The 25,640-nt window shown below is 39.0% G+C and carries 27 protein-coding genes, 1 pseudogene and 1 riboswitch; of the genes and pseudogenes, 24 read left to right on the forward strand and 4 right to left on the reverse strand.

Annotated elements, in window-relative coordinates:
- The first annotated feature begins 8 nt into the window (after positions 1 to 8).
- The 5 genes from HCB49_RS11700 to HCB49_RS11720 are packed head-to-tail and all read left to right on the forward strand — an operon-like array spanning position 9 to position 2,761.
- On the forward strand, positions 9 to 584 hold the full coding sequence (locus HCB49_RS11700) for an alpha-amylase (protein ID WP_185605037.1): 576 nt from the start codon (positions 9 to 11) through the stop codon (positions 582 to 584).
- Between the two features lie 14 nt (positions 585 to 598).
- Entirely contained in the window at positions 599 to 1,078 is a 480-nt protein-coding gene (locus HCB49_RS11705) for a hypothetical protein (protein ID WP_185502721.1), read from the forward strand.
- Positions 1,075 to 1,611: a hypothetical protein gene (locus tag HCB49_RS11710; RefSeq protein WP_185605038.1), complete on the forward strand. Its 537-nt coding sequence runs from the start codon at positions 1,075 to 1,077 to the stop codon at positions 1,609 to 1,611. Before HCB49_RS11705 ends, HCB49_RS11710 begins: the two co-directional genes overlap by 4 nt.
- A gap of 18 nt (positions 1,612 to 1,629) precedes the next feature.
- Entirely contained in the window at positions 1,630 to 2,052 is a 423-nt protein-coding gene (locus HCB49_RS11715; RefSeq protein WP_008946531.1) for a phage holin family protein, read from the forward strand.
- Positions 2,033 to 2,761 carry an N-acetylmuramoyl-L-alanine amidase gene (locus HCB49_RS11720; protein ID WP_185605039.1) on the forward strand — a complete coding sequence of 243 codons (729 nt, stop codon included), beginning with the start codon at positions 2,033 to 2,035 and terminating at the stop codon, positions 2,759 to 2,761. The genes HCB49_RS11715 and HCB49_RS11720 overlap by 20 nt, the downstream gene beginning before the upstream one ends.
- A gap of 37 nt (positions 2,762 to 2,798) precedes the next feature.
- Here the strand turns inward: HCB49_RS11720 and HCB49_RS11725 are convergent, their stop codons facing one another.
- Positions 2,799 to 5,153: a bifunctional metallophosphatase/5'-nucleotidase gene (locus tag HCB49_RS11725; protein WP_185605040.1), complete on the reverse strand. Its 2,355-nt coding sequence runs from the start codon at positions 5,151 to 5,153 to the stop codon at positions 2,799 to 2,801.
- A gap of 187 nt (positions 5,154 to 5,340) precedes the next feature.
- Here HCB49_RS11725 and HCB49_RS11730 point away from each other — a divergent pair, with 187 nt between their 5' ends.
- The gene (locus HCB49_RS11730) at positions 5,341 to 6,090 is read left to right on the forward strand and encodes an EAL domain-containing protein (protein ID WP_185481356.1); all 750 of its coding nucleotides are present in this window, start codon (positions 5,341 to 5,343) and stop codon (positions 6,088 to 6,090) included.
- Positions 6,091 to 6,150: 60 nt separating this feature from the next.
- Here HCB49_RS11730 and HCB49_RS11735 read toward each other — a convergent pair whose 3' ends face one another.
- Complete coding sequence (locus tag HCB49_RS11735; RefSeq protein ID WP_185481357.1) at positions 6,151 to 7,659, reverse strand: IMP dehydrogenase; 1,509 nt, start codon at positions 7,657 to 7,659, stop codon at positions 6,151 to 6,153.
- 166 nt (positions 7,660 to 7,825) lie between these two features.
- Between HCB49_RS11735 and HCB49_RS11740 the strand changes: the two genes are divergently transcribed.
- The 13 genes and pseudogenes from HCB49_RS11740 to HCB49_RS14365 all read left to right on the forward strand — a co-directional run.
- Entirely contained in the window at positions 7,826 to 8,059 is a 234-nt protein-coding gene (locus HCB49_RS11740) for a (4Fe-4S)-binding protein (protein WP_185605041.1), read from the forward strand.
- Between the two features lie 11 nt (positions 8,060 to 8,070).
- Complete coding sequence (locus tag HCB49_RS11745; protein ID WP_003732231.1) at positions 8,071 to 8,349, forward strand: GNAT family N-acetyltransferase; 279 nt, start codon at positions 8,071 to 8,073, stop codon at positions 8,347 to 8,349.
- Positions 8,350 to 8,486: 137 nt separating this feature from the next.
- Positions 8,487 to 8,589, forward strand: a riboswitch (SAM riboswitch).
- A gap of 85 nt (positions 8,590 to 8,674) precedes the next feature.
- Positions 8,675 to 10,249: an ABC transporter substrate-binding protein gene (locus HCB49_RS11750; protein ID WP_185605042.1), complete on the forward strand. Its 1,575-nt coding sequence runs from the start codon at positions 8,675 to 8,677 to the stop codon at positions 10,247 to 10,249.
- A 101-nt stretch (positions 10,250 to 10,350) separates the two neighbouring features.
- Positions 10,351 to 11,301, forward strand: a complete 951-nt coding sequence (locus HCB49_RS11755) for an ABC transporter permease (protein WP_003724034.1) — start codon at positions 10,351 to 10,353, stop codon at positions 11,299 to 11,301.
- A 10-nt stretch (positions 11,302 to 11,311) separates the two neighbouring features.
- Positions 11,312 to 12,205 carry an ABC transporter permease gene (locus tag HCB49_RS11760; protein WP_008946540.1) on the forward strand — a complete coding sequence of 298 codons (894 nt, stop codon included), beginning with the start codon at positions 11,312 to 11,314 and terminating at the stop codon, positions 12,203 to 12,205.
- 201 nt (positions 12,206 to 12,406) lie between these two features.
- Positions 12,407 to 12,691 carry a DUF3130 domain-containing protein gene (locus HCB49_RS11765; RefSeq protein ID WP_185605043.1) on the forward strand — a complete coding sequence of 95 codons (285 nt, stop codon included), beginning with the start codon at positions 12,407 to 12,409 and terminating at the stop codon, positions 12,689 to 12,691.
- Positions 12,692 to 13,060 (forward strand): DNA double-strand break repair Rad50 ATPase, encoded by a 369-nt coding sequence (locus HCB49_RS11770; protein WP_185605044.1) that lies wholly within the window; start codon positions 12,692 to 12,694, stop codon positions 13,058 to 13,060.
- Positions 13,057 to 14,493 carry a T7SS effector LXG polymorphic toxin gene (locus tag HCB49_RS11775; RefSeq protein ID WP_185605045.1) on the forward strand — a complete coding sequence of 479 codons (1,437 nt, stop codon included), beginning with the start codon at positions 13,057 to 13,059 and terminating at the stop codon, positions 14,491 to 14,493. The genes HCB49_RS11770 and HCB49_RS11775 overlap by 4 nt, the downstream gene beginning before the upstream one ends.
- A 13-nt stretch (positions 14,494 to 14,506) precedes the next feature.
- Positions 14,507 to 14,914: a hypothetical protein gene (locus HCB49_RS11780; RefSeq protein WP_185605046.1), complete on the forward strand. Its 408-nt coding sequence runs from the start codon at positions 14,507 to 14,509 to the stop codon at positions 14,912 to 14,914.
- Positions 14,915 to 15,316: 402 nt separating this feature from the next.
- Positions 15,317 to 15,760 (forward strand): hypothetical protein, encoded by a 444-nt coding sequence (locus tag HCB49_RS11785; RefSeq protein WP_070216072.1) that lies wholly within the window; start codon positions 15,317 to 15,319, stop codon positions 15,758 to 15,760.
- A gap of 94 nt (positions 15,761 to 15,854) precedes the next feature.
- A complete protein-coding gene (locus HCB49_RS11790; RefSeq protein WP_098189061.1) occupies positions 15,855 to 16,238 on the forward strand; it encodes a hypothetical protein in 384 nt (127 codons plus the stop codon).
- 140 nt (positions 16,239 to 16,378) lie between these two features.
- Entirely contained in the window at positions 16,379 to 16,798 is a 420-nt protein-coding gene (locus HCB49_RS11795; RefSeq protein ID WP_185599852.1) for a hypothetical protein, read from the forward strand.
- A 2-nt stretch (positions 16,799 to 16,800) separates the two neighbouring features.
- Positions 16,801 to 16,967, forward strand: a pseudogene (locus tag HCB49_RS14365) (hypothetical protein); the annotation flags it as partial.
- A 124-nt stretch (positions 16,968 to 17,091) separates the two neighbouring features.
- On the opposite strand, the gene HCB49_RS11800 reads toward HCB49_RS14365, so the two are convergent.
- A complete protein-coding gene (locus HCB49_RS11800; RefSeq protein WP_185605047.1) occupies positions 17,092 to 18,747 on the reverse strand; it encodes a peptide ABC transporter substrate-binding protein in 1,656 nt (551 codons plus the stop codon).
- 221 nt (positions 18,748 to 18,968) lie between these two features.
- On the opposite strand from HCB49_RS11800, the gene HCB49_RS11805 reads away from it, so the two are divergent.
- The 3 genes from HCB49_RS11805 to HCB49_RS11815 are packed head-to-tail and all read left to right on the forward strand — an operon-like array spanning position 18,969 to position 21,382.
- Positions 18,969 to 19,910, forward strand: coding sequence for a metal ABC transporter substrate-binding protein (locus HCB49_RS11805; RefSeq protein ID WP_185605048.1), 942 nt, complete (start codon positions 18,969 to 18,971; stop codon positions 19,908 to 19,910).
- Positions 19,911 to 19,922: 12 nt separating this feature from the next.
- Complete coding sequence (locus HCB49_RS11810) at positions 19,923 to 20,627, forward strand: metal ABC transporter ATP-binding protein (RefSeq protein WP_185605049.1); 705 nt, start codon at positions 19,923 to 19,925, stop codon at positions 20,625 to 20,627.
- The gene (locus tag HCB49_RS11815; RefSeq protein ID WP_185605050.1) at positions 20,576 to 21,382 is read left to right on the forward strand and encodes a metal ABC transporter permease; all 807 of its coding nucleotides are present in this window, start codon (positions 20,576 to 20,578) and stop codon (positions 21,380 to 21,382) included. The genes HCB49_RS11810 and HCB49_RS11815 overlap by 52 nt, the downstream gene beginning before the upstream one ends.
- Positions 21,383 to 21,385: 3 nt before the next feature.
- Here the strand turns inward: HCB49_RS11815 and HCB49_RS11820 are convergent, their stop codons facing one another.
- Positions 21,386 to 22,066, reverse strand: coding sequence for a Crp/Fnr family transcriptional regulator (locus HCB49_RS11820; protein ID WP_185605051.1), 681 nt, complete (start codon positions 22,064 to 22,066; stop codon positions 21,386 to 21,388).
- A gap of 284 nt (positions 22,067 to 22,350) precedes the next feature.
- On the opposite strand from HCB49_RS11820, the gene HCB49_RS11825 reads away from it, so the two are divergent.
- On the forward strand, positions 22,351 to 24,690 hold the full coding sequence (locus HCB49_RS11825; RefSeq protein WP_185605052.1) for an ATP-dependent DNA helicase: 2,340 nt from the start codon (positions 22,351 to 22,353) through the stop codon (positions 24,688 to 24,690).
- Between the two features lie 45 nt (positions 24,691 to 24,735).
- Positions 24,736 to 25,548: a sugar-phosphatase gene (gene yidA / locus HCB49_RS11830; RefSeq protein WP_185605053.1), complete on the forward strand. Its 813-nt coding sequence runs from the start codon at positions 24,736 to 24,738 to the stop codon at positions 25,546 to 25,548.
- Positions 25,549 to 25,640 lie beyond the last annotated feature (92 nt).

Below are 25,640 nucleotides of genomic sequence, written 5' to 3' on the forward strand. Positions count from 1 at the left end.
GGTTGCATATGAAGTTGGATTTATGGAAATGGGAAATGCTTCTTCAAGGTCGAGAATTTAGAAATAAAACTAATGATAATTGGCAGAAATTAATAGATTGGTCTAGTTTTATTTCGACGGGTTTAAATGAAATTTACGTCTATGTAAACAAAGCAGATTCAATTTTAAATAAAAAAATTGATACTGTGGACAAAGCAGTTAATGCCCGAGTAAATGAACTGATTAGTGGCTCAGAACAGCTAAGTGAAGTTGTGGATTCCAGAGTAGACGCAGAGGGCACAAGGTACCCAGTTTTAAGAGAGCGATTGAACAAAGAGCAGCTCATTTTTAGTAATAAAAGTACAGTACAATTTGATGTGGAAAATATCATAAATATGCAGAAGCAAGATATCGGATTGTTGACGAGTAAAACAATTTCAGAGGCGCAAACGGTATGTTTCTCAAATGTTTCTAGTTTTAACGAAGGCGCGGATATTGTTCTTGAAAAAACTGGTGAAACAAGCTTTTCTGAAAAGTTAACTAGTTTAGTATTTGCGAAAATAGGGGCAAACGAACGATATCAAATGGAGTCAATTGGCGCGTGAAGGAGGAGTGAATAATGACTGAAATAAAACGAATGCTGCAAACAAAGGAAGATAATTCGAAAGAGCAATTTTATCCAGAAACGCATGTGGAAGGAATTGTTGGATTGACAGAATACGTTTCAGGGCAGCTTCCGACAGGTGTGGTCAGTGTGAATGGGAAGGCTGGAAGGGTTTTGCTCGAAGCAGATGATGTTTATGCTGCGAAAAAAAATCACGGCCATGATTTAGCCACTTATACGACTGATGGCTTTATGAGTTCATTTGATAAGCAAAAGATAGATGAATTAGTATCACCGGAAGCTGGCGTTGTCAGTGTGAATGGCAGAACTGGAATAGTCGATTTATTTGCATCAGATGTGGAGGCGGCTGATATAAACCATAGCCATCCTGATGCCACGGCAACAGAAAGCGGATTTTTATCAAGTAATGACAAAGAAAAATTAGATGCGATGCAAGTAATCGCGCTGGAAACTATTAAGGAGGTAACAGAATGACTAAAATCGTAAAAATGTCAGAGAAAAATGAACATGGAACGTTAGAACAATTCTATCCAGAAACACATGCAGAGGCTGTTAAGGGATTGGTATCCGTTTCAGAGGAAGAGAAAACAACTTGGAATGATAAAGAAACTACTGCGGGTGCAGAACAAAAAGCAAATACTGCATTAAATAGTGCGAAGGATTATGTAGATACCATTGGTTCCGGAATTGTCATTTTTAAAGGAGCTAACCTTATGGGTGCGGGTCAGTCGTACAGATGGGATTCTGCTAAATTGAAATTTGGGATGACGCTATTATTTAGCCGTTATGACTCAACAAATAATACCCCTCAAGATTATTATTATCATTCTGTTTTCTTATCCAAAGCACAATTGTTGGAGATTGCAGGTGGTGGCGTTTTAATTCAAATGCCTTCAGGAACTTATGGAGATAAAAAATATTTCTATGTTTCTACAACGGGTATTTCAGGACATGCAGATAATTCGAATTATAAAGCATGGGCGCTACGCCAAGTAACAATTATGTAATCAAAAAGGAGGTTTTCCATGGAAGTCGTACTAAAAATTGGGATTTTAGGATTTGGCGCGGTGTTTGGATACTTGTTTGGGGAAGTGGATATATTGGTAAAAGTGCTAGTGTGCTTTATTGTAGCTGACTATGTTTCAGGGCTACTCGCTTCAGGGTATCTAGGGGAACTTAGCAGCAAAATGGGTTTCAAAGGAATCGCGAAAAAAATTGCTATCTTAATTTTAGTGGCTATTGCGCATCAAATAGATTTGATTCTGGGAACGCATAATACGACGCGGGATGCGGTTATCTTTTTCTATTTGGCGAATGAGCTGATTTCCATCTTGGAAAATTTCGTTCGAATGGGAATGAAGGTTCCGGAAGTGTTGAAAAATTTAATTTTGATTTTCGATGCGAAGTCAGGGGATGAGGAGGAAAAGCATGACAAAAATATGGATTGATGCTGGCCATGGTGGTAAAGATTCTGGAGCGACCGGCAACGGCTTAGTTGAAAAAAATTGGGTGCTAGCTATCGCAAAACAGCTGCAAACGGAACTAGTGAATGCTGGTTTTGAAGTGGGGATGACACGAACAAATGATACGTTTTTAGAATTAAGTGAACGTGCAAAAAAAGCGAATAGTTTTAAAGCAGATTTGTTCTTGTCAGTTCATTTTAATGCGGGTGGCGGCATGGGTTATGAAGATTATATTTATACTTCGACCCCAGCTAAAACAGCGGATATACAAAAAACAATTCACAAAAATGTCATTGCTAGAATCAGCAAACATGGTATGCGTGATCGAGGTATGAAGAAAGCTAATTTTGCCGTTTTACGTGAAACTGCGATGGATGCCATTTTATTAGAAGCGGGTTTTTGTGATACGACTGATGCGACTATTTTGAAAGCAAAAACGTATCAAGATGATTTTTGCTTAGGTATTGTGGCGGGCGTGAAAGAGATTTTTGGATCAGCAGCAACAAAATACCGAGCAGGAAAATATTCGACTAGTAATGATGCGATTTCCGGTAAAAATATTAAGGGATATTTGGCGGCTGGAACGAAGGTTTCTGTTTATAAAGAAACGGAAAAAACGCTGAATCTAACTACTACAAAAGGGATCCCAGGAAGCTGGGTTCTAAAAACAGAAGTGAGCACAGGGAAAAGATAGAAAAAGGAGCGGCTAACTTAGCCGCTCCTTTTTAAAATTAACTTCTCTTACGCAACACATAAAGCGCAGTAGTTGTTAAAATAATCCCAAAAACAGTTGCAAACCCAGCAGTATCACCAGTTGTTGGTAAATTAGCATTAGAGGATGTTCCTGGTTTAGTTGTATTCGGTGTAGATGTAGTTGGGTCTTCGGTAGTTGTTGTTCCGCCATTTGTGCCGGAGCCGTTACCGTTATTTGTTCCGCCATTTCCATCTGTTCCACCGTTATTGCCGTTTCCATTACCGTTGTCCGTTCCGCCGTTTCCATTATCTGGAGGAGTCGTTGCGGCAGCTTGAACAGTTGCTTGGAAAGTAGTGCTGTATCCGTTCGGGTCAGTGATAGTTGTTGTGATTTGGTCGCCTTTTTTAAGGTTTAAAGATGTTACATCTACGGAAAACTTGCCGTTTGCGTCTGCTGTTGCGTTAGGTCCAGCAGCAAGTGCCATTCTTGCATTAGTAGCAGCTTTTTGAACGGAAACTGTTGCGCCTGGTAAAGTAGTTCCGGTTAATGTTTTGTCTTTTTCAGCGAATTTGTTGATTTTTGTTGCGTCTTTGATTGCTTTGATGGCCGCATCTTCGGTTTCTTTGTCGATTTCAGCTTTGGATTTGTAGACTTTGCGTCCTTCTTTTTGAGCTGTAATGACTTTGCCAGCAGCTTTTTGGTCTTTAATGTAGTTGATGAATGTTTCAGTGTCTGGGTCGATTGCAGTTACTAGATTTGCTTTTTTGAAGGCTGAGAATCCATCGCCGCCGCCAAATAGGAAGTCATTGATTACGACTTTGTATTTTTGGTCGGCTTTTAATGGAGTGCCGTCTTCGGTTGTAACGCTTGCCACTTTGTACGCGTGATCTAAGTCATCTGTATCTGTGAAAGTGTATTTTAGGCCAGAAATTTGTAGGAAATAAGTTTGGTTGCTTAAATATTGTTGGTTTAGTGCTTCAAGAATATCAGCGCCAGTCATTTCCACTACTTGCAAAATGTTACCAAATGGTTGAACAGCTTGAGCCGCGCCCCATGTGATTTCATTTTGACCATTTGCAAGGCGAGTAGAAAGATCGGAACGGATTCCGCCGTTGTTTGTCATAGCGAAGTCGACATCGGCCCCGGCTTTGTTTGCCATGTAACGTTGCGCATCCGTAATCATGTTACCAAGCTCAGATTCTTTATCATCAATTGCTTTGTTGTCTAGATTTGTGTCGCGAGAAATAACGTCTTTATTCGCTAGTCCGATAGTTTCGTTGATAACTCCTTCAATGCGGCTTTTCGCATCTTCGGTTACGGCTGTAATATCGGCATTTGGTGCGACGCTTCTCGTGTTGTATGTAATTTTAGCGTCTGGAGGTGAAACGAAATCGCCAGTTGTTTTATCAAGTTCGCCAGTTACATCTGAAAAAGCTTTACCATTGTTGTAACTTTGAACGATACGAGTTTTGCCAACTAATCCGTTTGTGTATTGGTGATTGTGACCAGCAAGGACTAAATCGACCGAGTTATTTGGGTCTAATTCGTTTGCTTTTGTCATCATATTGGCAGCTTCGCCAGCTACATCTTGTTTTGTTCCAGTATTTGGATTTCCAGTGGAAAGTGCCGGAACATGAGATAGAACAACGATTGCGTTAACGCCTTGGCCTCTAAGTTCAGCAGAGTATTTGACGATTGTTTCTGCTTCATCGAGGAAATCGTAGTCTTTAATATGATTAGCAAGAACTAAGTTAGGAATTTCTGTTGTAACGATACCAATGAAGCCAACTTTGACGCCATCAATTTCTTTTACATAGTATGGTAAAAAGCCTTCTGCGACTGTGTTTGTTCCTTTGTTGACAACGTTAGCTGCGACGATTTTCATGTCACTTTTAACGCGTGGATAAGCTTCTACGATTGGTCCGAATTTGTTTGTAGAAACCCCGTCCAAAATTCGTTTGTATTCAGGTAATCCTTCATCAAATTCATGGTTACCTAATGTGCCGACTTCGAAATTCATTTTTTGGAGAACTTTCATCGTTGGCTCGTCTTGCAGTAAACCTGATACTGCTGGACTTGCGCCGACCATATCACCCGCTTGAACACGAATGGCGTTGTCAGCAGTAGCTCCAGGATTTGCCTGTAAAAATGAGCTAGTGGCATTATCCAAGTTGGTAGCTAAGTAATCTGCGCCGCCGATTGGTGAGCCGGATGCATCTTTGGAGGCTGTCTCAAGCGCTCCGTGGAAATCATTTATTCCCAAAATTTGAATGGGAACCGTATCTGCTGCTGCTTGTGCTGTTGTCCCGGTGAATGGTGCTGTAAGTCCGATTGTGAGCCCTGCTACGAGTAAAACATGTGTAGTTTTCTTGAAAAATTTGTTCACTTTCACACTCTCCCTTTTTTCGCCAGTGGCAATTTTGTAAGCGCTAACTCATAGGTGCCTAGCTATAATTGTAGCAAAGTGGAATCACCCTAGCAATAGGAAATATGGATTTTGTGTAAATGTAATGATAAAATTTGGCTATATTTTCATTTCGATGGAAAAAAGGGTAAACTATAGAAAAAGGAGGGATAAGATGGATATCTCTAGCACGGAAATTTGGGATGCGATTAGGAGAAATAGTTACTTGCTTTATTATCAACCAAAAGTAGACGCGAAAACGAACAAAATTATCGGTTTTGAAGGTTTGGTTCGACTAAAAACAGCGACGGCAATTTTGACTCCAATTGATTTCTTTGAAGATATTGTCCTTTTAAATGCAACGCGGGAAATGCAAGATTTTGTTGCGGAAACAGCGATAGAACAACTCAACCAACTAGGTGGACGTTTTTCGATTTCGATTAATATTCCGGCGCATTACGTGGTAAGCAGTAATTATATGGCTCATTTGCACGATTATGTGAAAGAAAATTTAAAGTACCCTGAATGCTTAGAAATAGAAATTATCGAACGGGGCGAAATTACGGAGCTTGCTGTTGCGAACAAAAATTTACGAAAAATAAAAAACCTCGGCGTCAAAGTGAGTATGGATGATTTTGGGAAGGGTTATAGCTCGCTTGCGTATTTGCGGAGCTTGCCGATTGATATTGTTAAAACGGATATGTCATTTATTGCGCTTTTAAAAACGGATCGCAGACAGCAAATTATTATTCGCGCGATTGTGAATTTATGCCATGATTTAGGTGGAAAAGTAGTGACGGAGGGCGTAGAGGACATCGAGCAAGTCGAGAAATTACGGGAAATGAAAGTGGACTATTTCCAAGGTTATTATTTTAGCCGCCCACTCCCAATGGAAGAAATTAAAGAAAAATATTCCTTTGTATAAATAAAAAATTGGTTGGTGTGAGAATGGTAATTTACCAAATTCACACCAACCAATTTTAGTTTATTTGATTAAATTGTTAGAAGCATCTTTCACAACCACGTCATGCGCGCCGCCTTCTACGATAGAAGTGGACGAAACAAGAGTGATTTTTGCTTTTTGTTGTAATTCAGGGATATTGAGCGCACCGCAATTACACATGGTAGAGCGGACTTTGCTAAGGCTGATGGCAACATTGTCTTTCAAAGATCCAGCGTAAGGAACATAAGAATCTACGCCTTCTTCAAAGGATAATTTTTTGTCGCCGCCAAGGTCATAACGTTGCCAGTTACGCGCGCGGTTAGCTCCTTCGCCCCAATATTCTTTCATATATGTGCCATTTAAATTCACTTTATTAGTAGGACTTTCGTCAAAACGGGAGAAGTAACGACCAAGCATGATGAAGTCAGCACCCATTGCTAGAGCTAGCGTCATATGGTAGTCGTACACAATTCCGCCGTCAGAACAAATCGGAATATACACACCTGTTTCTTCAAAATATTCATCGCGGGCTTTAGCAACGTCAATTAAGGCAGTTGCTTGGCCGCGGCCGATGCCTTTTTGTTCACGAGTGATACAGATTGAACCACCACCAACACCGACTTTTACGAAATCTGCGCCAGCTTCGGCAAGGTAACGGAAACCATCGCGGTCAACAACATTTCCTGCGCCAACTTTGACAGTATCGCCGTATTTGCCGCGAACGTAATCAAGTGTGCGTTTTTGCCATTCGGAGTAGCCTTCCGAGGAATCAATACACAGAATATCTGCGCCAGCTTCTACAAGAGCCGGAACACGTTCTTCATAGTCGCGCGTGTTAATACCAGCTCCAACAACGTAACGTTTCGAGGAATCAAGTAGTTCTAATTTGTTTTCTTTATTGGAGTCATAGTCTTTGCGGAATACCATATGGACTAAGTTTTTATTGTCGTCTACAAGTGGTAGGGCATTTAATTTGTTGTCCCAAATAATGTTGTTAGCTTCTTTTAAAGTGGTCGATTTGTTAGCAGTAACTAATTTTTCGAAAGGAGTCATGAAATCAGCAACTTTTTCGTCTGGGCTCATGCGCGTTACGCGGTAGTCGCGACTTGTCACGATTCCTAGTAATTTACCGTGCGCCGTGCCGTCTTCTGTAACTGCCACTGTGGAATGACCCGTTTTTTCTTTTAAATCAAGAATGTCTTGAAGGGTTTTGTCTGGGCTGATGTTGGAATCGCTAATAACGAAGCCAGCTTTATGATTTTTCACGCGAGAAACCATTGCTGCTTCACTTTCGATGGATTGGGAGCCGAAGATGAATGATACGCCGCCTTCTTTCGCGAGTGCAATCCCCATATTATCATCGGAAACAGCTTGCATAATTGCGGAAACAAGCGGAATATTCATTGTGATTGCAGATTCTTCACCCTTTTTAAATTTTACAATTGGTGTTTTTAAGCTAACGTTTGTTGGAACACATTCAGCGGATGAGTAGCCTGGAACAAGTAAAAATTCACTAAATGTGCGGGACGGTTCTTCAAAATAAAATGCCATTATTTCCACTCCTTCTTCTATTTTTAAATGAATTTATAAAATATCTTTATTATTTCAATAACTGGATGGAAAGTCAATGATTGGGGGAGCTTTTTCGGACGTTTTCTTTTGGGGGAAGAGTGGAATAGATGAAAGGTAGAGAAACTTTGGCGAAGGAGGTAATCAGATGGACGAAGAAACATTGCTAGAACGTGGCTACCGTAAGTATCGCGGGGCGGAAGTAGATATTTATTTTAATACAAATGTTTGCGCGCATTCGGGTAATTGTGTAAAAGGTAACGCAGAACTTTTTAATTTGGATAGAAAACCATGGATTGTGCCGGACAATGTATCGAAAGAAGAAGCAAAACGGGTGATTCATACTTGCCCGAGTGGAGCGCTTCAATATCTCGAGAAATAGGAGGATATCAGATGGAATATAAAAACGGTGAAAACAGAATTTATGCGGTAAATGATGAAGGAGTAGAGGTTGGCGAAGTGACTTTTGTGCCAACTGGGGAAGATATGTTTATTATTGACCACACAGGTGTAGATGATGCGGCTCGAGGTCAAGGGATAGCCCAAGAACTCGTGAAACGCGCGGTTGAAAAAGCAAAATCAGAAGGAAAGAAAATTGTTCCGCTTTGTCCATTTGCAAAAGCGGAGTTTGCTAAGAAGCCGGAGTATCAAGAAGTACAAGCAGCAAAATAAGAAGTGTAGACTAGGTTTTATGCCTAGTCTATTTTTATGAAAAAATTTTAGAATTCCAGTTTTCTCTTCTTGACATCTGCTTTGTTTCAGTGTATCTTTAATTCACAGTAAACTTATAGGAATAATAGTATTACGTTTTCTTATCAAGAGTGGTGGAGGGAATCGGCCCAGTGAAACCCAGCAGCGGAGCGCAAGTTCTATGCTAAATCCGATCAGAAGTAATATTCTGGCAGATAAGTAGTAGCTTTTAATGAGGCGCTTCGATTCTGACCAAAAAACAGAGGAAGCGTTATTTTTAGCGCTTAAAGAGGGGAGTTTTTGTTAGATGAAGAAATTTTTATTAGTAGCGGTTATCTCGGTTTTTGCCTTGGTGTTAACGGCTTGCGGAGGCTCTGGCGCTAGCTCAGACAAAGCAAACGGTTCAGGCAAAGCGAAAGACGGCGGCTCTCTAATTATCGGCGTTACTGGAGATCCAGAAGTTATCAATCCTAACTACGCTTCTGACCGTGTAACATTAACGATTCAACAAGCTGTATATGCACCGCTATTTTGGGAAGTTGACGGGAAACCGGCACTTGCAAAAAGCTTAGATATTTCAGATGACAACTTAACTTACACTGTGAAACTAAAAGATGGTTTAACTTGGCACGACGGCAAACCTTTAACTGCAGATGATGTAGTATTTACTGTAAATTCTATTTTAGATACAAAACAAAACAGCCCGAACCGCGGCAACTTTGTTTTTGACAATAAACCTGTAAAAGTAGAAGCAGTAGACGACACTACGGTGAAATTCACTTTACCAACTGTTGCTCCAGCCTTTGAAAATACAATTAAAACTTTCTTCCCAATTCCAAAACACATTTTTGAAGGGGTAGAAAACATCGAGAAAAGTGATAAAAACAAAAATCCAATCGGCTCAGGTCCGTACAAATTTGTTGAATACAAAACAGGGGAATACGTTTCCTTAGAAAGATTCAACGACTACTTTGACGGCAAACCGAAATTGGATAAAGTTACTTTCCGAATCACAAAAGACCAAAACGCAGCTAATTTAGCACTGCAAAATGGTGAAATCAACTTAAAATCCATTCAACCTTCTGATAGAAACAAAGTAGAAAAAGCGAGCGCCGTAAACATTATCACTTACCCTGAAAATCGCTTAAGCTATGCGACATTCAACGAAAACCAACCAGCACTTAAATCAAAAGAACTTCGCCAAGCCCTTTCTTATGCGCTTGACCGTGAAGATATCATTGATGCAGCATACGGTTCAGATGAATACGCAAAACCAGCTTCCTCGTTCCTAACAGAAAACACGAAATACTTCACGGATAAAGTAGAAACATACGACCAAGACATCGCCAAAGCGAAAAAATTAGTAAAAGAAAGTGGTTTTGATACAAGTCAAAAACTAACTGTTTACTATTTAAACAACAGTAAATCACAAGAAAGTATCGCGCTTTACTTGCAACAACAATACAAAGAAATCGGCGTGACACTGGACTTGAAACCAACAGATCCAAATGCACTTAGCAACATTACACTTGACCGTAAAAACGCAGATTACTCCATCGCGCTAAATGGTTATATCATGGGGAACGACCCTGATGCATATAAATCTCTATATCTAAGCGATGCACCTTACAACTACTCGAACTACCACAACAAAGACCTAGACGCACTTTGGGAAAAAGGCGCTGTAACTGCTGACGACAAAGAACGTCAAGAAATCTATGAAAAAATCCAAAAAACAATTGCGGATGATGCTGTAATTTATCCAATTTCTTATGATAATGCAGTACTCGCTCTTGATAACCGTTATGGTGGACAAAAAGCTGCAACACCACAACCAGTAACAATGTTCCGTGATCTTTCTAAACTTTATTTAACGGAATAATAATTAAAAATCATTCGTAAAAAATCTGACCTGCCATGCTTGTTTTTGGCAGGTTCAGGTTTTTACTTGTCATTTTTAGTGTTTTAGATAGGAGATAAATTATGCTAAAAACAATCATAAAACGCGTATTGCAAATTATTCCGATGCTATTTATTATCTCGATTATTTCGTTTGCCCTTATAAAATTAGCGCCCGGGGATCCTGTGAATTCCTTTGTTACGCCTGATATGAATCCTGATGATGTGGAGCGGATTAGACAGAGCTTAGGTCTTGATCAACCGATTTATGTGCAGTACTTTATTTGGCTTGGAAACTTGTTGCAAGGGAATCTTGGTTATTCGATTGTGAACAGCCAGCCAGTTTTACAACAAATTTTAGAGAGAATTCCGGCGACACTTGGTTTGGTGGGAACTTCGCTTGTACTAACGCTATTATTATCAATTCCACTTGGTTTGGTTGCAGCGAATTATGAAAATACGTGGATTGATAAAGTGTTAAACGGGATTTCATATATTGGGATTTCGATTCCGATTTTTTGGTTTGGGATGATTTTAATTGATGTATTTTCGATTCAGTTAGGTTGGCTTCCGAGTCTAGGAATGCGAACGATTGGGGTCGACTCTTTTTGGGATATGGCGGAGCATGCAATTTTGCCGGTTATAACGCTGACTTTCCAAGGGTGCGCGGCATATTATCGTTACGTCCGCTCGAATACCATCAACCAATTAAAAGAAGAATATGTTTTATTCGGCTATGCAAAAGGGCTGTCAAAAGTGCAAATTATGGGGCATCACGTTTTGAAAAATTCCTTGTTGCCAGTCATAACACTACTTGGGATGTCACTTCCGCAAGTCATTACAGGTGCTTTTATTACCGAAAGTATTTTTTCATGGCCGGGCATGGGTTCGCTTGGAATTAATGCGATTTTCCAACTGGATTATCCAGTTATTATGGCGATTACACTTTTTTCAGCGCTGTTATTAATTATTGGAAACTTGCTGGCCGATTTAGCTTATATGATTGTCGATCCGCGGATTAGGGAAATGGGGTGAGGAGTTCATGATGCGATTAGATTTTTCGAAAAAAACAATGCAAGATTTCGAGCGGGATGCAGAAGTTGTTCATGCAACACGAGAGCGTAGTTTTTGGCGCTTTATGCTTGCTGACCGCCGCGCTGTTTTTGCGACGAGTGTGCTGATACTTATTACGGTGGCTTGTATTTTTGCGTTCCTTTCGCCTTATGACCCTAATGCTCTTTCCGTTCAGGACAAACTGATGCCGCCAAATTCGTCGCACTGGTTTGGGACGGATGACCATGGCCGGGATTACTTGACGCGTGTCTTGTACGGTGGCCGGGTTTCACTACTTGTCGGTGTGTTTGCGATGATGATTGCCGTTGTCGTTGGGACGCTCGCTGGGACAGTTAGTGGCTACTTTGGTGGCTTCGTTGACAATATGGTGATGCGTTTTCTTGATATTTTCATGTCGATTCCGTCATTTTTCCTACTAATGATTTTAAATGCGTACTTAAAACCGGGAATTTCGAATATTATTATCATTATCGGATTGCTTTCTTGGATGGAAGTGGCGCGGATAGTCCGAGCAGAAACCCTGACACTAAAAGAACGTGAATTCATTTTATACTCCAAGTCATCGGGTGGCGGATTTTTCCACATTATGTTCAAGCACATTATTCCAAACGCGATGCCATCCATCGTCGTTGCAGCTTCATTAAATGTCGCTACAGCCATTTTAACCGAGTCAGCACTAAGTTTCCTTGGCCTCGGCGTTCAACAGCCTAACGCTTCGTGGGGCAGCATGCTGAACAATGCGCAAGGATACGTCGGCGAAGCAACTTACTTGGCGCTTTTCCCCGGATTACTAATTTTAATGACCATCCTTTCCTTCAACGTCCTTGGTGATGTACTGAGAAAAGGTTTGTCACGTAGATACTAAATGTAAAAACACTTTGATTTTTTTAGTCAAAGTGTTTTTTTGTTTTTTAAAGTAAATGCACTCAAAATAGAAGCGTAAAAAAACGAGTTTCAACCAATTTTCAAAGGATAAATTCACAAAACGCTCACAAAATAAGAATGCGTGCGGTGCTATAATTAAAGGATAAGGTTTCATTATTATAGACAGAGATGAGGCGCAGAAATGAGTGAAATAAAAGTTAAAGAAGCAACATTAAAAAAACACGCGACAAAACTAGAATCTAAAGGAAAATCAGCCGAATATTTACCGATGAAAGGCGGCAATATGGCCTATAGTCAAGCCAATTCCATCAACCATTTTCGAACAGCACTGTTTGATTTGGTAGATGCCGTGGACAATTTTCAAAATGTGGTAGGAACGGATGCCAAAAGATTGAAAGAATTGGGCGCATCATTTACTCGCAAAGACCAAGAGCTTGAACGGAGCATGGGATTGGGGGGTAAATAAATGGATGCAAAGAGCCAGCAAGCGGAGGCGCAATTGCAACTGCTGAAAAAAGAACAATCCGCGGCCGAAGATTTTTTGCAAGATTTGCAACGACAACAAAATGAACAAGAGTGGTTAGCGGAAGATGTTGCACGTGTTCACCAAGAAGAACGGGAGTCGCTGGAACTTTTACGCGAAGTTTGGCAAGGCGCAGAATCAAGAAGTTTCGGCTACTATTTGGCAGATCTACAGGAAGAAGAAAAACAGAAGTGGCATAAAAAAATCCAAGCAAATGAAGAGGAATGCCAACAAAAAATCACCGCTTGCCGAAAAAACATCTACCAATTAGAAAATCAACAACAAGTGTTACAAAAGGAGTTGTTACAGTGAGCCGAATTGACATCGGAGAAATACAAACCTTTGCGTACCAACTACATACAGCCAATGAAACAGGAAGAAAAAACATTCAAGACATCAAAAATGCCGTGAAAAACTATACCGAAGACGGCAGTTTAAAAGGAAAAGCAATTGACGCATCGAAAAATTATTACCAAATGACCTATTTCCCATTATGCGATGCGATAATCGAAGCCATGAACGAAAGCGAAGAAAGATTAGCGCAATATATAGCTGATTTTCACGCGCAAGTGGATGGTTCGGCCGATGCGAAAATTGATGCGGATGGTTTATACGAACTCGGGAAAATGATTGATCGCATCGAAGCTAAAAAAGAAGCACTAGCCCAGCGGATGAATACTGGAACGGAAGGACAAATGCAGAGTTATCGTTCCCAGCTAAGTATCGCCTATAAACAAGAAAATATCTTAGAAAAATACTTGGCATTTGAACAAAGTCATGGCGGTTTTTTTGATAATTTAACAGATTTAGTCCGAGGAATTCAGCAAACTATACGCGAACTCCAGTCGAACATTCAATTTAACAGTAAAACCGGCACCTATGATATGAGCAAACTAAATTTCACCACGGTAACTCGGATGCAAAACGCCTTAGGAAAAGCGCTAAAAGATAACCAAACAACATTCAATTTTGACGAATATCAAAAAACGTACCGTGGTCAAATGTGGGTGTTAATGAAAAATGGTATAGTAGATGTAGAAGCAACGAACGCGTATAATGCCGCTGTGCTTAACGGAGAATTACCGCATGAAAGCAATGAAGCACAGGAAGAAGCCGAGTTGTTGCAGGCGGTAATTCAATCGGTGAAAGAAGGAATAGACCCGGTTACTGGGCAAGAGATAAGTAAAGCGCAAGGGTTTAGTATTATAAGTGGTCTTATTTTCCGTTATACTGTTGGAGGTTATAAAGGGAAGAAGTTCAAGTTTCCAAAAGATTGGCTACGTAGAAGAAAGAAAGCCAGTGGCTCTAACTCGATAATAACACCAGAAATGGAGGAGAAAATTCTTTGGGGACAAAGGATCAATCCAAATAAAAATAAAATTATTGGTGGTCATTCTTCAGAAATTAGCAATAGTCATCCTAATTATGCTGTTGAGGAAATAATTTTGAATCCTGATGGAACAAGAAAATTGAAGTATACGACTCAATTTCCAGACGGTAATTTATCTAAAATAAAAACAAGTACAGTATTTCCAGAGGGATGGAGCAATGCAAAAATTCTTGAAAGTTCAAAAAGCATTGGAAATAATACACCTATAAGCATCAGAGCCAGTGATGGAGCAACTTGGCACAGAAGTATTGTAGATGGTGTAGAAATTGATGTAATTAAGCGAGGGAATGAAATAATTAGTGCTTATCCTACAGGAACAGTTAATGGTCCTCCACCAGTAGGATTTAGTAAATAAGGAGTGTTAAGCTATGTTTGACGAATTAAATAGAATATTATCGGAGGATAGTTCAGAAGATTCTTGGTATGATGATGGATGTATTTATGCTGAGGAATTATTGGGGAATTTCACTGATGATGATTGGAAAAAATTAATGACCACTATAAAAAGTAAAAATGATAAATACAAAATTAGATTAGCTTATTCTGTGGAAGAAGATACAGGTATGAATGGATTTAGTTTATTATTAGAGTTACTTGATGAAGATGATGAAGTAGCAGAATATGCGATAGATTCATTGCGTTCATTTGATGGAGAGCCATATAGAAATTTAATTATTTCCGATAAGTCAATAATTGATAAAGCAGAAAACCTACTAAAAAATGCAAGTTTACCTGTAAAACGAATTTTGGAGATGTTTTTACAACAAAATAAATAAAAAATGACTTTATCATAAGAATGAAAATCACGTTTTCCCAGGGTTTCACCCACTGTTTTGCTAGATTCTGAGGACGATACAAAACTAAGTAAACATGCTTACAACTCACTTTTTAAGACCGGACGAAAAGATATCGTGCTCGATAATATAAAGGATGCTCTCAAATTTGGACCAATACCTGCTAAATCAGGAAGTGTCGAATACATCAATCCTAATACCAAAACATCAGTTTTTGTTAATCCAATAACAAAAGAGATAGTCGGTTTTTGGCCAGAAAGTTTTAAACGATAATTCAATTGATGATAAAATAAATTGTTCAAATCAGTGATAAGTTTGATAAAAATTGGGCTCCCGATGCAGGAATAGTCGATCCTTATAAACATAAATGAGGGAAATAGTAAGATGGAAGAACAAGAGATTATTGAAAAAGTAGAAATCTTACCGAATAATTTTAGTGAAAATGACAGTATTTACATATCACAAGAAAATATTGAACATTTGATTTTATTTTCAAAAGAAAATAAAACAATTTTAGAATTGTTGATTACTCCCTTTTTAGTTTGTGAAGATAGTGGGTTAAAATATGAGTTGCATTATTATGAAATTTCAACAGAAATTAGTGAAAATGATACAGAAATTATAGGTTTTCCTTTGGGAAATAAGCTACCAAAAGAAATTACAAATAATATTTCTCCTAAACTTTTTGTCAGAAGAGAAGATTATCCAGCTTTTGAGAAATTCTTAATTCAGTATTTTAATGCAATGAAGAACATGGGATTTGCAGATGATAAACAGGCTATGGATTTGCTAGAACAAGGTGAAAACTTATTCTATGAAGTATTATAATTTTAGATTTTCAAGAGTGATAGAGAAGTAAGCGTGAACCGATTTTTATTTATCATGTGAAGACCTGACGATGAGAATGCTGGAGGGATGTTAAGTGGAGTGGAGGAAATTAGAAACACAAGTAGATATTGATGAATTTATGCAGATTGTTAATGATTTTCATGATAGTTGTATAAATGGTTTGACATATTCAAGCGGAACTTATGTGGATGAAGATTATTCTATGGTAATGGACACTAATCCAGTAGTGAATTTACTGATACAGAGACAATCTGAGTCTATGACAAATATAGAACTATGTTTAAGAGGTGTTACAAAATTCCATATCAACAATGATTTGGATGCGACTTTAGATATACTAGGTGCTCGTTTTATTAAGCATGAGGACAGCTTCTATTGGTACAGTAATGAAAATGTTGAAGACGAAACTACGACAAATTTCGTATGTGAAGAAATTGCTTGGAGAAGGCATTTCTAGATAATAAAGAAACGAAAGTGTAAGGCGTAAGTATCTTAGTTGATTGTAGTTGGATAATAGAGCCTTGACTAGCTAATGTAAAATACCACCTGAACAAATTGGACTCAATAAAATAGAGTGAGAAAGGGTGGTTATCAATAGTGTTTGAAAAATTAGATATCTATTTACTTGATTTTATCAATGAAAATTCATCGGAAGATTTTTGGTGTGATTATGCTTATTTACAGGCACAAGAGCTATTAAACAATTTTACTCAAAGCGACTGGGCGGAATTGCACCAAAATATTGTTACTAAAAGTGATTTATGGAAAATAAGAGTAGCCTATTGTATTGATGAAGATATGGGGATGAATGGTTTTGAGTTTCTTCTAAGTTTAATGAATGATAGTGATGATGTCGCTGAATGTACAATAGACTCACTAAGGTCGTTTGATTCAGACGAATATAAAAATATCATACATTCAGATCGCATGTTAAAAATAAAAACGCAAAAATTATTAGAAGATGCTAGCCTTCCAGTAAAACGAGTTTTAGAAGCTTTTTTACAACAAAACAAATAAAAATAGAAGGAAATCAATATTTGATTTCTAGTTCTGATTGTAAAGTCTTAATAATTGACGCGGTTAGCGAAGAAAATGGAGTGAATAAAGAGCTTGCTCGAATAGAATGTTCGCTTAAAGACTTTATTTTTTACTGAAGAATATAAAATATGTCCTGAGATATGAGTAGTAGTAGATGGTGAACTGCCTTGTTATTCGTCACTGTTTTGGGGTGGATGCCGAGGAATTTGATATAACTTTATACAAAAAACCCAGCAATTTTTAAAATTGCTGGGTTTTTCCAAACAGACGAATTACTTCTCCACCCGAATAAACTTATAACTATAAGGCGAACCAAAAGCATGTTTCTGCACGCCCGTAATATCTGTACGTTGCAACACCGCTGTTTGATGTTGATAAAGTGGTAAAATCGCCGCATCATCATCAAGCAGAACTTTCTCAGAAGCTACAAACGCATTCCAACGTTCTTCTGGCTTCGTCGCAAGTGTTGTATCAGTCGATTTTACAAGTTTATCATAAGCAGGACTGTTATAGCTCATATGGTTATTAAAGTAATCAGATAAGAACAAACTACTATACGTCCACGGATCCTTAAAGTCAGGCATCCAAGCGGCAAGTGACAAGTCATAATTACCATCAGAAGTCAGCTGTGTCGCGCTCTTTGAAGGCATATTTTTCACTTTAATCGTAACTCCTGGCAAATTATCTTCAAACTGTGCTTTCAAATAAGCGAAAATGGTTTTCGTCGTTTCTTGGTCATCGCCAAGTAGTTCAATCGTTACTTTGTCAGTGCCAAGTTCTTTTTGTGCTTGTTTCCAATATTTTAAAGCTTCTTCTTTGTTATAGACTAAATGGTCGCCGCTATCTGTGCGGAAATCAGCGCCTGTTGTTGGGTTTTGGACGAAATCTTTTGGAAGAAGTCCGTTTGCTGGGAAGGAACCATCGCCGAGAATTCGGTCAGTTAATTGCTGTTTATCGACGGCTAAATTAAGTGCATGACGCAAGGAATTGTTCGCAAGCGGAGTCGTTTTACCGTCACGTTTTTGGTTCATACGCAAATAACTTATCAGCGCATCTTTCTCAGTTAGGAAATCTTTTTTATCTTTATATTGTTTAGCAAAATCGCCTGAAAGTGGCGCGCGGTCGGCACCGTTTGTATTATAAAGGTTCACGCCGGCATTAATATCTTTCGCGACTTGCACATCAATTTCATTTACTTTGACATTATCTTTATCCCAATATTGGTCGTTTTTCGCGTAAGTCCATTTATTCGTAATGTTGCCGCCCCAATCCTTCATGACAAAAGGACCATTGTATAAAGTGTGCGCACTATCTGTTCCATATTTGTCACCTTGTTTTTTCACATAACTTTCTTTTTGTGGGAAAAATGTTTCAAAAGAAAGGAGTGAAATGAAGTATGGAACTGGTTTTTTAAGTGTGATTTCTAGCGTCGTTGGATCTGTTGCAACGACACCAAGATCAGTTACAGGTAATTTGCCTTCATTAATTTCAGTGGCGTTTTTAATCGAATCTTTGAAAAGCGCGGAGTAGCCCGGTGCGGTTTTTGGATCAACGGCACGGCGCCACGCATAGACGAAATCATCAGCGGTTACTTGGGAACCATCAGACCATTTCGCGTTTTTCTTTAATTTAATGGTATATTTCGTTTGGTCAGCGCTGATTTCTGGCATTCCATCAGCAACCCCAGGAACAAAGTTATCTTTTTGATCAAGTGTGTATAATCCCTCGAAGACTTGGTTTTGTGCGGTGAAGCTAGCAAAGTCTTCCTCAGCTGTCGTATTTAAAGTCAGTAATTCACTGGTTTCAAGAAATTTAATTTTGTCCGGGGAAGTTTTTGCGGCAGATTTGTCATTGTTATTTCCGCATGCTGTGAGTAAAAGTACTGTCAAAATGGCAAAAATAGGCAATGTTTTCTTAAAAAAATGCATGGTTTTCTCCCCTTCTATCTGTGTATTTACCGTTATTATAAGTATTCCGATAAGATAAGTCAAATTAATAGTTTCTACAAAAACAGCTTGACGCATAAAAAATCACATGATAAGATATTTCTTGCAAATAAGAATGATTACGTTTTACGATACGTAATCGCATTTTACATAGTGTGGCTTTGGAGTTTAAATCGTAATCATTACGAAAAAGGAGAGATAATATGAAGAAATGGTCGTTTTTAGTTGTAACAGTGTTGGCATTCGTTTTAGTTTTGGCGGGATGTGGCGTTGGTAGTGATAAAGTAAGCGAGGATAAGAGTAAGCTCAAGGTAGTGACAACTTTTTACCCGCTGTATGATTTTACTAAAAATGTGGCTGGAGATAATGCTTCGATTGAGATGTTGATTGATGCTGGGACGGAGCCGCATGATTACGAACCGAGCGCCAAAGATATCGCTAAAATCGAGGAAGCCGACGTTTTTGTATATAACAGCGAAGACATGGAAACCTGGGTGCCAAGTGTACTTAAAAGCTTAGACTCGAAAAAGTTGACCGTAATTGACGCTAGTAAAGGGATTAAGCTCGTTGAAGGTACGGAAGAAGAGCATGATCATGACCATGGGGAAGAAGAGCACCATCACGAACATGATCCACACGTGTGGCTAAGCCCGGTCTTGGCCCAGCAAGAAGTGGCTAATATCCAGAAAGGCCTAACAAAAGCAGATAAAACAAATGCGGATACATACAAAAAGAACGCAGAAAACTATACCGACAAATTAAAAACACTCGATAATAAGTTTAAAACAGCTTTTGAAGGCGCGAAACAACGCGATTTCGTAACTCAACATGCAGCATTCCAATATTTAGCAAAAGAATATGACTTGCATCAAGTAGCGATTGCTGGCCTTTCCCCTGACCAAGAACCGAGTCCAGCGCGATTAGCCGAACTGCAAAAATACGTGAAAGCCAACAACATCAGTACCATTTATTTTGAAGAAGTAGCCTCGCCAAAAGTAGCAGAAACGCTCGCTAAGGAAACTGGCGCAACTCTCGAAGTACTGAGTCCAATCGAAGGAATCACCGATAAAGAACAGAAAAAAGGCATGGATTACATTGCTTATATGGAACAAAATTTACAGGCTTTGCAAAAAACAATTAAATAAGGAAGCGATCAAATGAAATATATCGATATAGCCAATATTGGTTTTAAATATGAATCCGAGCCAGTGCTTGAAAACATTTCATTTCAAGTGAGTGCGGGAGAATTTATCATACTAACAGGAGAAAACGGAGCAGCCAAATCAACACTGCTCCGTATTATTTTGGGCATTTTGCGTCCAGACAAAGGTTCTGTCACTTTTGCGAAAAAGAATGCAGATGGCGGTCGGCTTTTAACAGGTTATGTACCACAACAAATTGCTTCATTTAATGCGGGTTTTCCTAGTACGGTCCTTGAATTAGTGAGGTCTGGGCGCTTTCCAAATGGTAAATGGTTCAAACGACTGACTGCAAAAGATCATGCGCATGTCGAAAAAGCCCTAAAATCTGTAGAAATGTGGGATTATCGCCATAAACGTATCGGCGAGCTATCTGGCGGTCAAAAGCAGCGGATTTGCTTGGCGCGAATGTTCGCGACAGACCCAGATATTTTGATTTTGGACGAACCACAAACCGCGATGGATAAACAGAGTAAAATTCGCTTTTATGATTTATTGAAGCATGAAGCGCAAGTTCATAATAAAGCGATTTTGATGGTAACACATGATAGTGAAGAAATGGAAGATTATGTGGATAAGCATATTCGTCTTGTTAGAAAGGAGGATGTGTCATGGAAATGTTTCTCTATGGATTTATGCAAAGAGCCTTCCAAGCATCAATGATTATTGCGATTATTGCGCCACTTTTAGGGGTTTTCTTAATTATACGAAGACAGTCGCTGATGGCAGACACGTTGTCGCATGTGTCGCTTGCTGGTGTTGCTTTTGGGTTAGTTTTAAATGTGAATCCAAGTATCACGACGCTGATTGTAGTAGTAATTTCGGCGCTAGGAATTGAATATTTGCGCGGTGTTTATGTAACTTATTCTGAGTTATCAATTGCGATACTTATGGCTGGTGGACTAGCTGTGGCGTTAGTGTTGATGAGTTTGGATCAAGGTGGGATTACGACAAGTGTGCAGCAATACTTATTTGGCTCGATTGTGACAATAAGTAAGGCGCAAGTAGAGTTGTTAGTCGTTTTAGGGGTGGCTATCGTAGTGTTGTTTCTCGTGTTTAAACGGTTTATGTTTGTGCTGACTTTTAGCGAAGATGTGGCGGTTGCAGAGGGAGTTCCGGTGCGTTTGATTTCGCTGTTATTCAGTGTGGTTACAGGGATTGCGATTGCGGTCATTATGCCAATAGCGGGAGCGTTACTAGTATCAGCGCTCATTATACTTCCGGCAGCAATCGGCATGCGCATTTCAAAAGGGTTCCTGATGTGTGTTATTAGTGCTATTCTAATTGGTTTAGTTGGAATGTTTTCAGGTCTTGTATCTTCTTACCAACTAGGAACCCCACCAGGCGCAACGATTACGTTAATGTTTATTGTGCTTTTCGTTATTTCGACACTTATTTTAAAAGTGGTTCGTAAGTAATTGTCAGATTGAAGTTTCACCATTTAGTATCGCCGTGCAGAGTTCTTCATTATGGATAATCCAGTTTTTCTCTTTCTTTTCAATCTGGTTCGTTAGTTTTAGTGCTTGTAAATCTTTATAAAAACAGCTTTTCGAAAGATTACTATAAGAAAGTAGATGGCTTGTTTTAATCTCTTGAGGTAGCACAACAGTATGATTATCTATAGTTGAACCATGAAGCATAGCCATATTCGAAAATGTGATTTTAAGTTTTTCAGAAGCCGGACTACTCGCCATTAAACTTTTAAAGTAAACGTGAGTAGTCTGGTTTTTCATTATGAAAAACTGAAACCCAAAATTCTCAGGAAACATGGAAAGAAAATACTCCATATCGATTTTAGAATACTTATAAAGCGAGCATTTAGAAAGTGTTTTAAAATTAAAACGATTATTACTTTGATCCAGTAACGTAAAATAATTTAAAAATGTTCCTTTGCCTTGAATAGAGTAAATTTTCGAATGCTCTTTACCATCGTTCAAAAGCAAAGCGATATATCCATCGACTACAAGATAAATGTAATTATCAACGTCAGCTTTTTCAGTTAACAAGCTGGCGTTTTTTGGTACCTCTACTTTTTCATATGCAATTTTTCCTTCATGGGACAGACGAATGAATTCTTGGTAATTATATAAAGTCTTTTGCATGACGTTTCTCCAATCTTGTTCAAGTCTTTTGTAAACATAATTGTATCAGAATGCAGGAAGTGCGTTGTATGCAGTTTAGTAGTATTTTATGGATAAATGTTTCTAAAATGTGAAGTTTTTAAATTAAATAAAGTCTATTTTTAAGAAAAAAGTGTGATTTGGTTGCGGTAATGAAGGGGTTAGCCCGTTTTGGTGCAAAAGTCCAAAAATAGTATTTTTTATTAAATTGTTACGAACGTAGGTTCTGTGTTATAATTCAACTGGATTGTAAAGGAGGTTTATTGATGAAAAAAGTGCAGATTTCAGTGAGGCGTTTAGTCGAGTTTGTTCAGAGAAGCGGTAGTATTGATAGCCGAATGACTACTTCAGATCGCGCCTTAGAAGGAACAAAAATTCATCAATTACTCCAAAAAGAAGCGGGAGAAGAATACGTTGCAGAAGTCCGGTTGAACATTGACCGAGTAGTGGATGAGGTTGCTTTTTCGCTCGATGGCCGCGCAGATGGCATTATTAACGGGCAAATGATAGATGAAATTAAAACAACCGAAACGCCAATGGAAGAAATTACCGAAGATTTCCGGCCACTTCACTGGGCGCAACTGATTTGTTACGGATTTATGCTCGCTGAAAAGTCAAATTTGGCAGAAGTTACGCTACAATTAACGTATTATCAAGTAACTGATAAAGAAGTAAAACAATTTCAACGTGTCATGAGTCGCGAAGAAATGAGTACTTTTGTAGACGATTTACTTTCAAAATACGCGATTTGGGCAAAAGCAGCGGCGGCGTGGGAAATGAAGCGAAATAAAACGATTCAAGAATTAACTTTTCCATATGATAGCTATAGAAATGGGCAAAGAGAGCTTGCGATTGCGGTGTACCGGACGGTGTCTTCGGAAGAGCGTTTATTTTGTGAAGCTCCAACTGGTATTGGCAAAACGATGTCGACTTTATTCCCAGGAGTTAAGGCAATGGGTGAAGGAAAAACCGATAAATTATTCTACTTCACGGCAAAAACGATTACACGACAAGTTGCCGAAGATGCACTCGATGAAATGCGCCGCAAAGGTTTAGCTGCCAGAAGTGTGACAATTACGGCGAAAGACAAGATTTGCTTTTTAGATGAGCGGAAATGCGAGCCAGATCATTGCCAATTTGCGCGTGGTTATTATGATCGTTTGAATGAAGCTTTGTTTGATATGTTGCAGTCGGAAGAAGCAATTACGCGGCCGGTTGTAGAGGGATATGCCCGGAAATACACGCTTTGTCCGTTTGAATTGTCGCTCGATGTAGCGCTTTTTTGTGATGTGATTGTTTGCGATTATAATTATTTATTTGATCCGGTCGTCTATTTAAAGCGTTTTTTTGCAGAAGGTCCGGGAAAATATACATTTTTAGTAGATGAAGTGCACAATTTAGTAGACCGCGCACGCTCGATGTATTCAGCCACGCTACGAAAATCGTTGGTTATGCAAGTGAAACGCGGCCTGGATAAAAAATTAAACAAACGCTTATTAAATTCGGTAAATGCAATGAATAAAGAAATGATTATGCTCAATAAAAAGCTAACAGACTTAGGCGAAACGATTTACGTGGAAAAAGAAAAATTGGCTGATTGGAACGATGCAGTATTGAAATTCACATTTGTAGCGAAAGAATGGCTGCCGCAAAATACTCAGTCGGAATCACAAGCAGATGTGCTAGAGCTTTACTTTGAAAGCCTGAGATACCTGACAATTGCAGAGTTTTATGATGAGCGCTACGTTACGCAAATTACGAGTTGTCGCGGCGATTTAGACATAAAACAGCTATGCTTGGACCCAGCTTTCTTACTATCAGAAAAACTCAAACTCGGAAGTAGCTCGGTGCTCTTTTCAGCAACACTTCGACCAATCGATTACTATGCAAATGTGCTCGGTGGTGAAAAAGACACGAGCCGAATGATGTTCGCTTCCCCTTTTAAGCAAAAAAATATGCACTTGCTTGTGGCTGATTATATAAGCACAAAATATCAAATGCGCGAAACAAGTCTAGAGGCTGTTGTGGATGCTCTATATACTCTGGCTTCTGGGAAAACTGGGAACTATTTATTTTTCTTCCCATCCTTCCTATATTTACAAAATGTATACGACTTATTTAACGAAAAATACCCAGATGTCCGGGTACGGAAACAAGAAACCGCGATGGATGAAGAGCAGCGGGACGATTTTTTGGGAGAGTTTCAAGCAGAAAATGAAGAAACACTCGTTGGATTTTGCGTTTTAGGAGGCGTTTTTTCTGAGGGAATTGATCTTCGTGGCGAGCGACTGATTGGTGCGGCGATTGTGGGCGTGGGTCTTGCGCAACTGAATCATGAATCGGATTTAATTAAAGATTACTATAACAAGACGATTGGGCGTGGCTTCGACTATGCCTACCAAATTCCGGGGATGAATAAAGTGCTCCAAGCTGTTGGGCGCGTGATTCGTGGAGAATCGGACCGCGGGGTGGTGTTGCTCATAGAAGAACGTTTTTCCGCCAATCACTACCGAGCATTATTCCCTGCGCACTGGAACCATGCAAAAACAGTGAAGAGCACGGCCGAGATTTCCCAAGAAGTGAATGGATTTTGGCGGAATAGCTGATTTTCTAGTAGAATAGAAGTAATTAGTCATTTTTGGGAGGAAATTATGTATAAAATTATTGCGATAGATATTGATGGCACATTATTAAATGACGCGCACGAAATCACTCCAGCAGTGCGTGATTCTATTAAAGCAGCAAAAGAAAAAGGAGTAAAAGTTGTATTGTGTACAGGTCGTCCGCTCGCCGGAATTAAAAAAAGCTTAATCGAACTAGATCTTTTAGATGTCGGTGACTACGCGATCACCTTTAACGGCGCGGTTGTTTTAGAAACTGCTTCCGAAAAAACATTAGCAGATATTACCCTTAATAAAACAGAATTAGAAGAAATTTACGCATTTTGCCACGCTGAAAATGTCAATGTTACTTATTTTGACGGCAAAAACATGTATGTTCCAAGTCGCAAAATCACAGAAATTACTTGCCAGGATTCGCTATTATTACAAACGCCTCTATATCATTTGCCAGTTGAGGAAGCTCCCGAGTCCATCCACGTCTCGAAAGTAATGTTGCTAGACTCACCAGAAAAAATCACAGATGTTATTAAAAAATTACCAGCGACAATCAAAGACAAATTTTATGTAGTTCGTAGCGTCCCATATAATCTGGAATTCTTGCAAAAAGGTGTAAACAAAGGATCAGCTCTCGCAAGTTTAGCTGATAAATTAGGTGTAAATCAAAGTGAAGTCATGAGTATCGGCGACCAAGAAAATGATATTACGATGATTGAATACGCTGGAATGGGCGTTGCGATGGGAAATGCGACGGAGCATATTAAAGAAATTGCCAACTATACGACAACGACCAATAACGAGGACGGTGTAGCACAAGCAATTCAAATGCTCGTACTCGACCGGTAAAAACAGTAGTAAAAATAGAATTTTGCCCTGCGCAGAAAATTTTGATTAAGCTAGAGCCTGAAAATAGTTATAAAAAGTCGAAGCTTCCCATA

Origin of the sequence: Listeria cossartiae subsp. cayugensis (genome assembly GCF_014229095.1) — a bacterium.
Lineage (GTDB): Bacteria > Bacillota > Bacilli > Lactobacillales > Listeriaceae > Listeria > Listeria cayugensis.

Excerpts from the sequence above, each read along its gene's own strand:
- HCB49_RS11705 (WP_185502721.1), top strand. The coding sequence starts at position 599 with ATGACTGAAATAAAACGAATGCTGCAAACAAAGGAAGATAATTCGAAA.
- HCB49_RS11710 (WP_185605038.1), top strand. The coding sequence starts at position 1,075 with ATGACTAAAATCGTAAAAATGTCAGAGAAAAATGAACATGGAACGTTA.
- HCB49_RS11805 (WP_185605048.1), top strand. The coding sequence starts at position 18,969 with ATGAAGAAATGGTCGTTTTTAGTTGTAACAGTGTTGGCATTCGTTTTA.
- HCB49_RS11780 (WP_185605046.1), top strand. The coding sequence starts at position 14,507 with ATGTTTGACGAATTAAATAGAATATTATCGGAGGATAGTTCAGAAGAT.
- HCB49_RS11760 (WP_008946540.1), top strand. The coding sequence starts at position 11,312 with ATGCGATTAGATTTTTCGAAAAAAACAATGCAAGATTTCGAGCGGGAT.
- HCB49_RS11755 (WP_003724034.1), top strand. The coding sequence starts at position 10,351 with ATGCTAAAAACAATCATAAAACGCGTATTGCAAATTATTCCGATGCTA.
- HCB49_RS11785 (WP_070216072.1), top strand. The coding sequence starts at position 15,317 with ATGGAAGAACAAGAGATTATTGAAAAAGTAGAAATCTTACCGAATAAT.
- HCB49_RS11745 (WP_003732231.1), top strand. The coding sequence starts at position 8,071 with ATGGAATATAAAAACGGTGAAAACAGAATTTATGCGGTAAATGATGAA.
- HCB49_RS11810 (WP_185605049.1), top strand. The coding sequence starts at position 19,923 with ATGAAATATATCGATATAGCCAATATTGGTTTTAAATATGAATCCGAG.
- HCB49_RS11730 (WP_185481356.1), top strand. The coding sequence starts at position 5,341 with ATGGATATCTCTAGCACGGAAATTTGGGATGCGATTAGGAGAAATAGT.
- HCB49_RS11820 (WP_185605051.1), bottom strand. The coding sequence starts at position 22,066 with ATGCAAAAGACTTTATATAATTACCAAGAATTCATTCGTCTGTCCCAT.
- HCB49_RS11765 (WP_185605043.1), top strand. The coding sequence starts at position 12,407 with ATGAGTGAAATAAAAGTTAAAGAAGCAACATTAAAAAAACACGCGACA.
- HCB49_RS11715 (WP_008946531.1), top strand. The coding sequence starts at position 1,630 with ATGGAAGTCGTACTAAAAATTGGGATTTTAGGATTTGGCGCGGTGTTT.
- yidA (WP_185605053.1), top strand. The coding sequence starts at position 24,736 with ATGTATAAAATTATTGCGATAGATATTGATGGCACATTATTAAATGAC.
- HCB49_RS11735 (WP_185481357.1), bottom strand. The coding sequence starts at position 7,659 with ATGGCATTTTATTTTGAAGAACCGTCCCGCACATTTAGTGAATTTTTA.
- HCB49_RS11800 (WP_185605047.1), bottom strand. The coding sequence starts at position 18,747 with ATGCATTTTTTTAAGAAAACATTGCCTATTTTTGCCATTTTGACAGTA.
- HCB49_RS11770 (WP_185605044.1), top strand. The coding sequence starts at position 12,692 with ATGGATGCAAAGAGCCAGCAAGCGGAGGCGCAATTGCAACTGCTGAAA.
- HCB49_RS11740 (WP_185605041.1), top strand. The coding sequence starts at position 7,826 with ATGGACGAAGAAACATTGCTAGAACGTGGCTACCGTAAGTATCGCGGG.
- HCB49_RS11825 (WP_185605052.1), top strand. The coding sequence starts at position 22,351 with ATGAAAAAAGTGCAGATTTCAGTGAGGCGTTTAGTCGAGTTTGTTCAG.
- HCB49_RS11750 (WP_185605042.1), top strand. The coding sequence starts at position 8,675 with ATGAAGAAATTTTTATTAGTAGCGGTTATCTCGGTTTTTGCCTTGGTG.
- HCB49_RS11815 (WP_185605050.1), top strand. The coding sequence starts at position 20,576 with ATGGAAATGTTTCTCTATGGATTTATGCAAAGAGCCTTCCAAGCATCA.
- HCB49_RS11720 (WP_185605039.1), top strand. The coding sequence starts at position 2,033 with ATGACAAAAATATGGATTGATGCTGGCCATGGTGGTAAAGATTCTGGA.
- HCB49_RS11700 (WP_185605037.1), top strand. The coding sequence starts at position 9 with ATGAAGTTGGATTTATGGAAATGGGAAATGCTTCTTCAAGGTCGAGAA.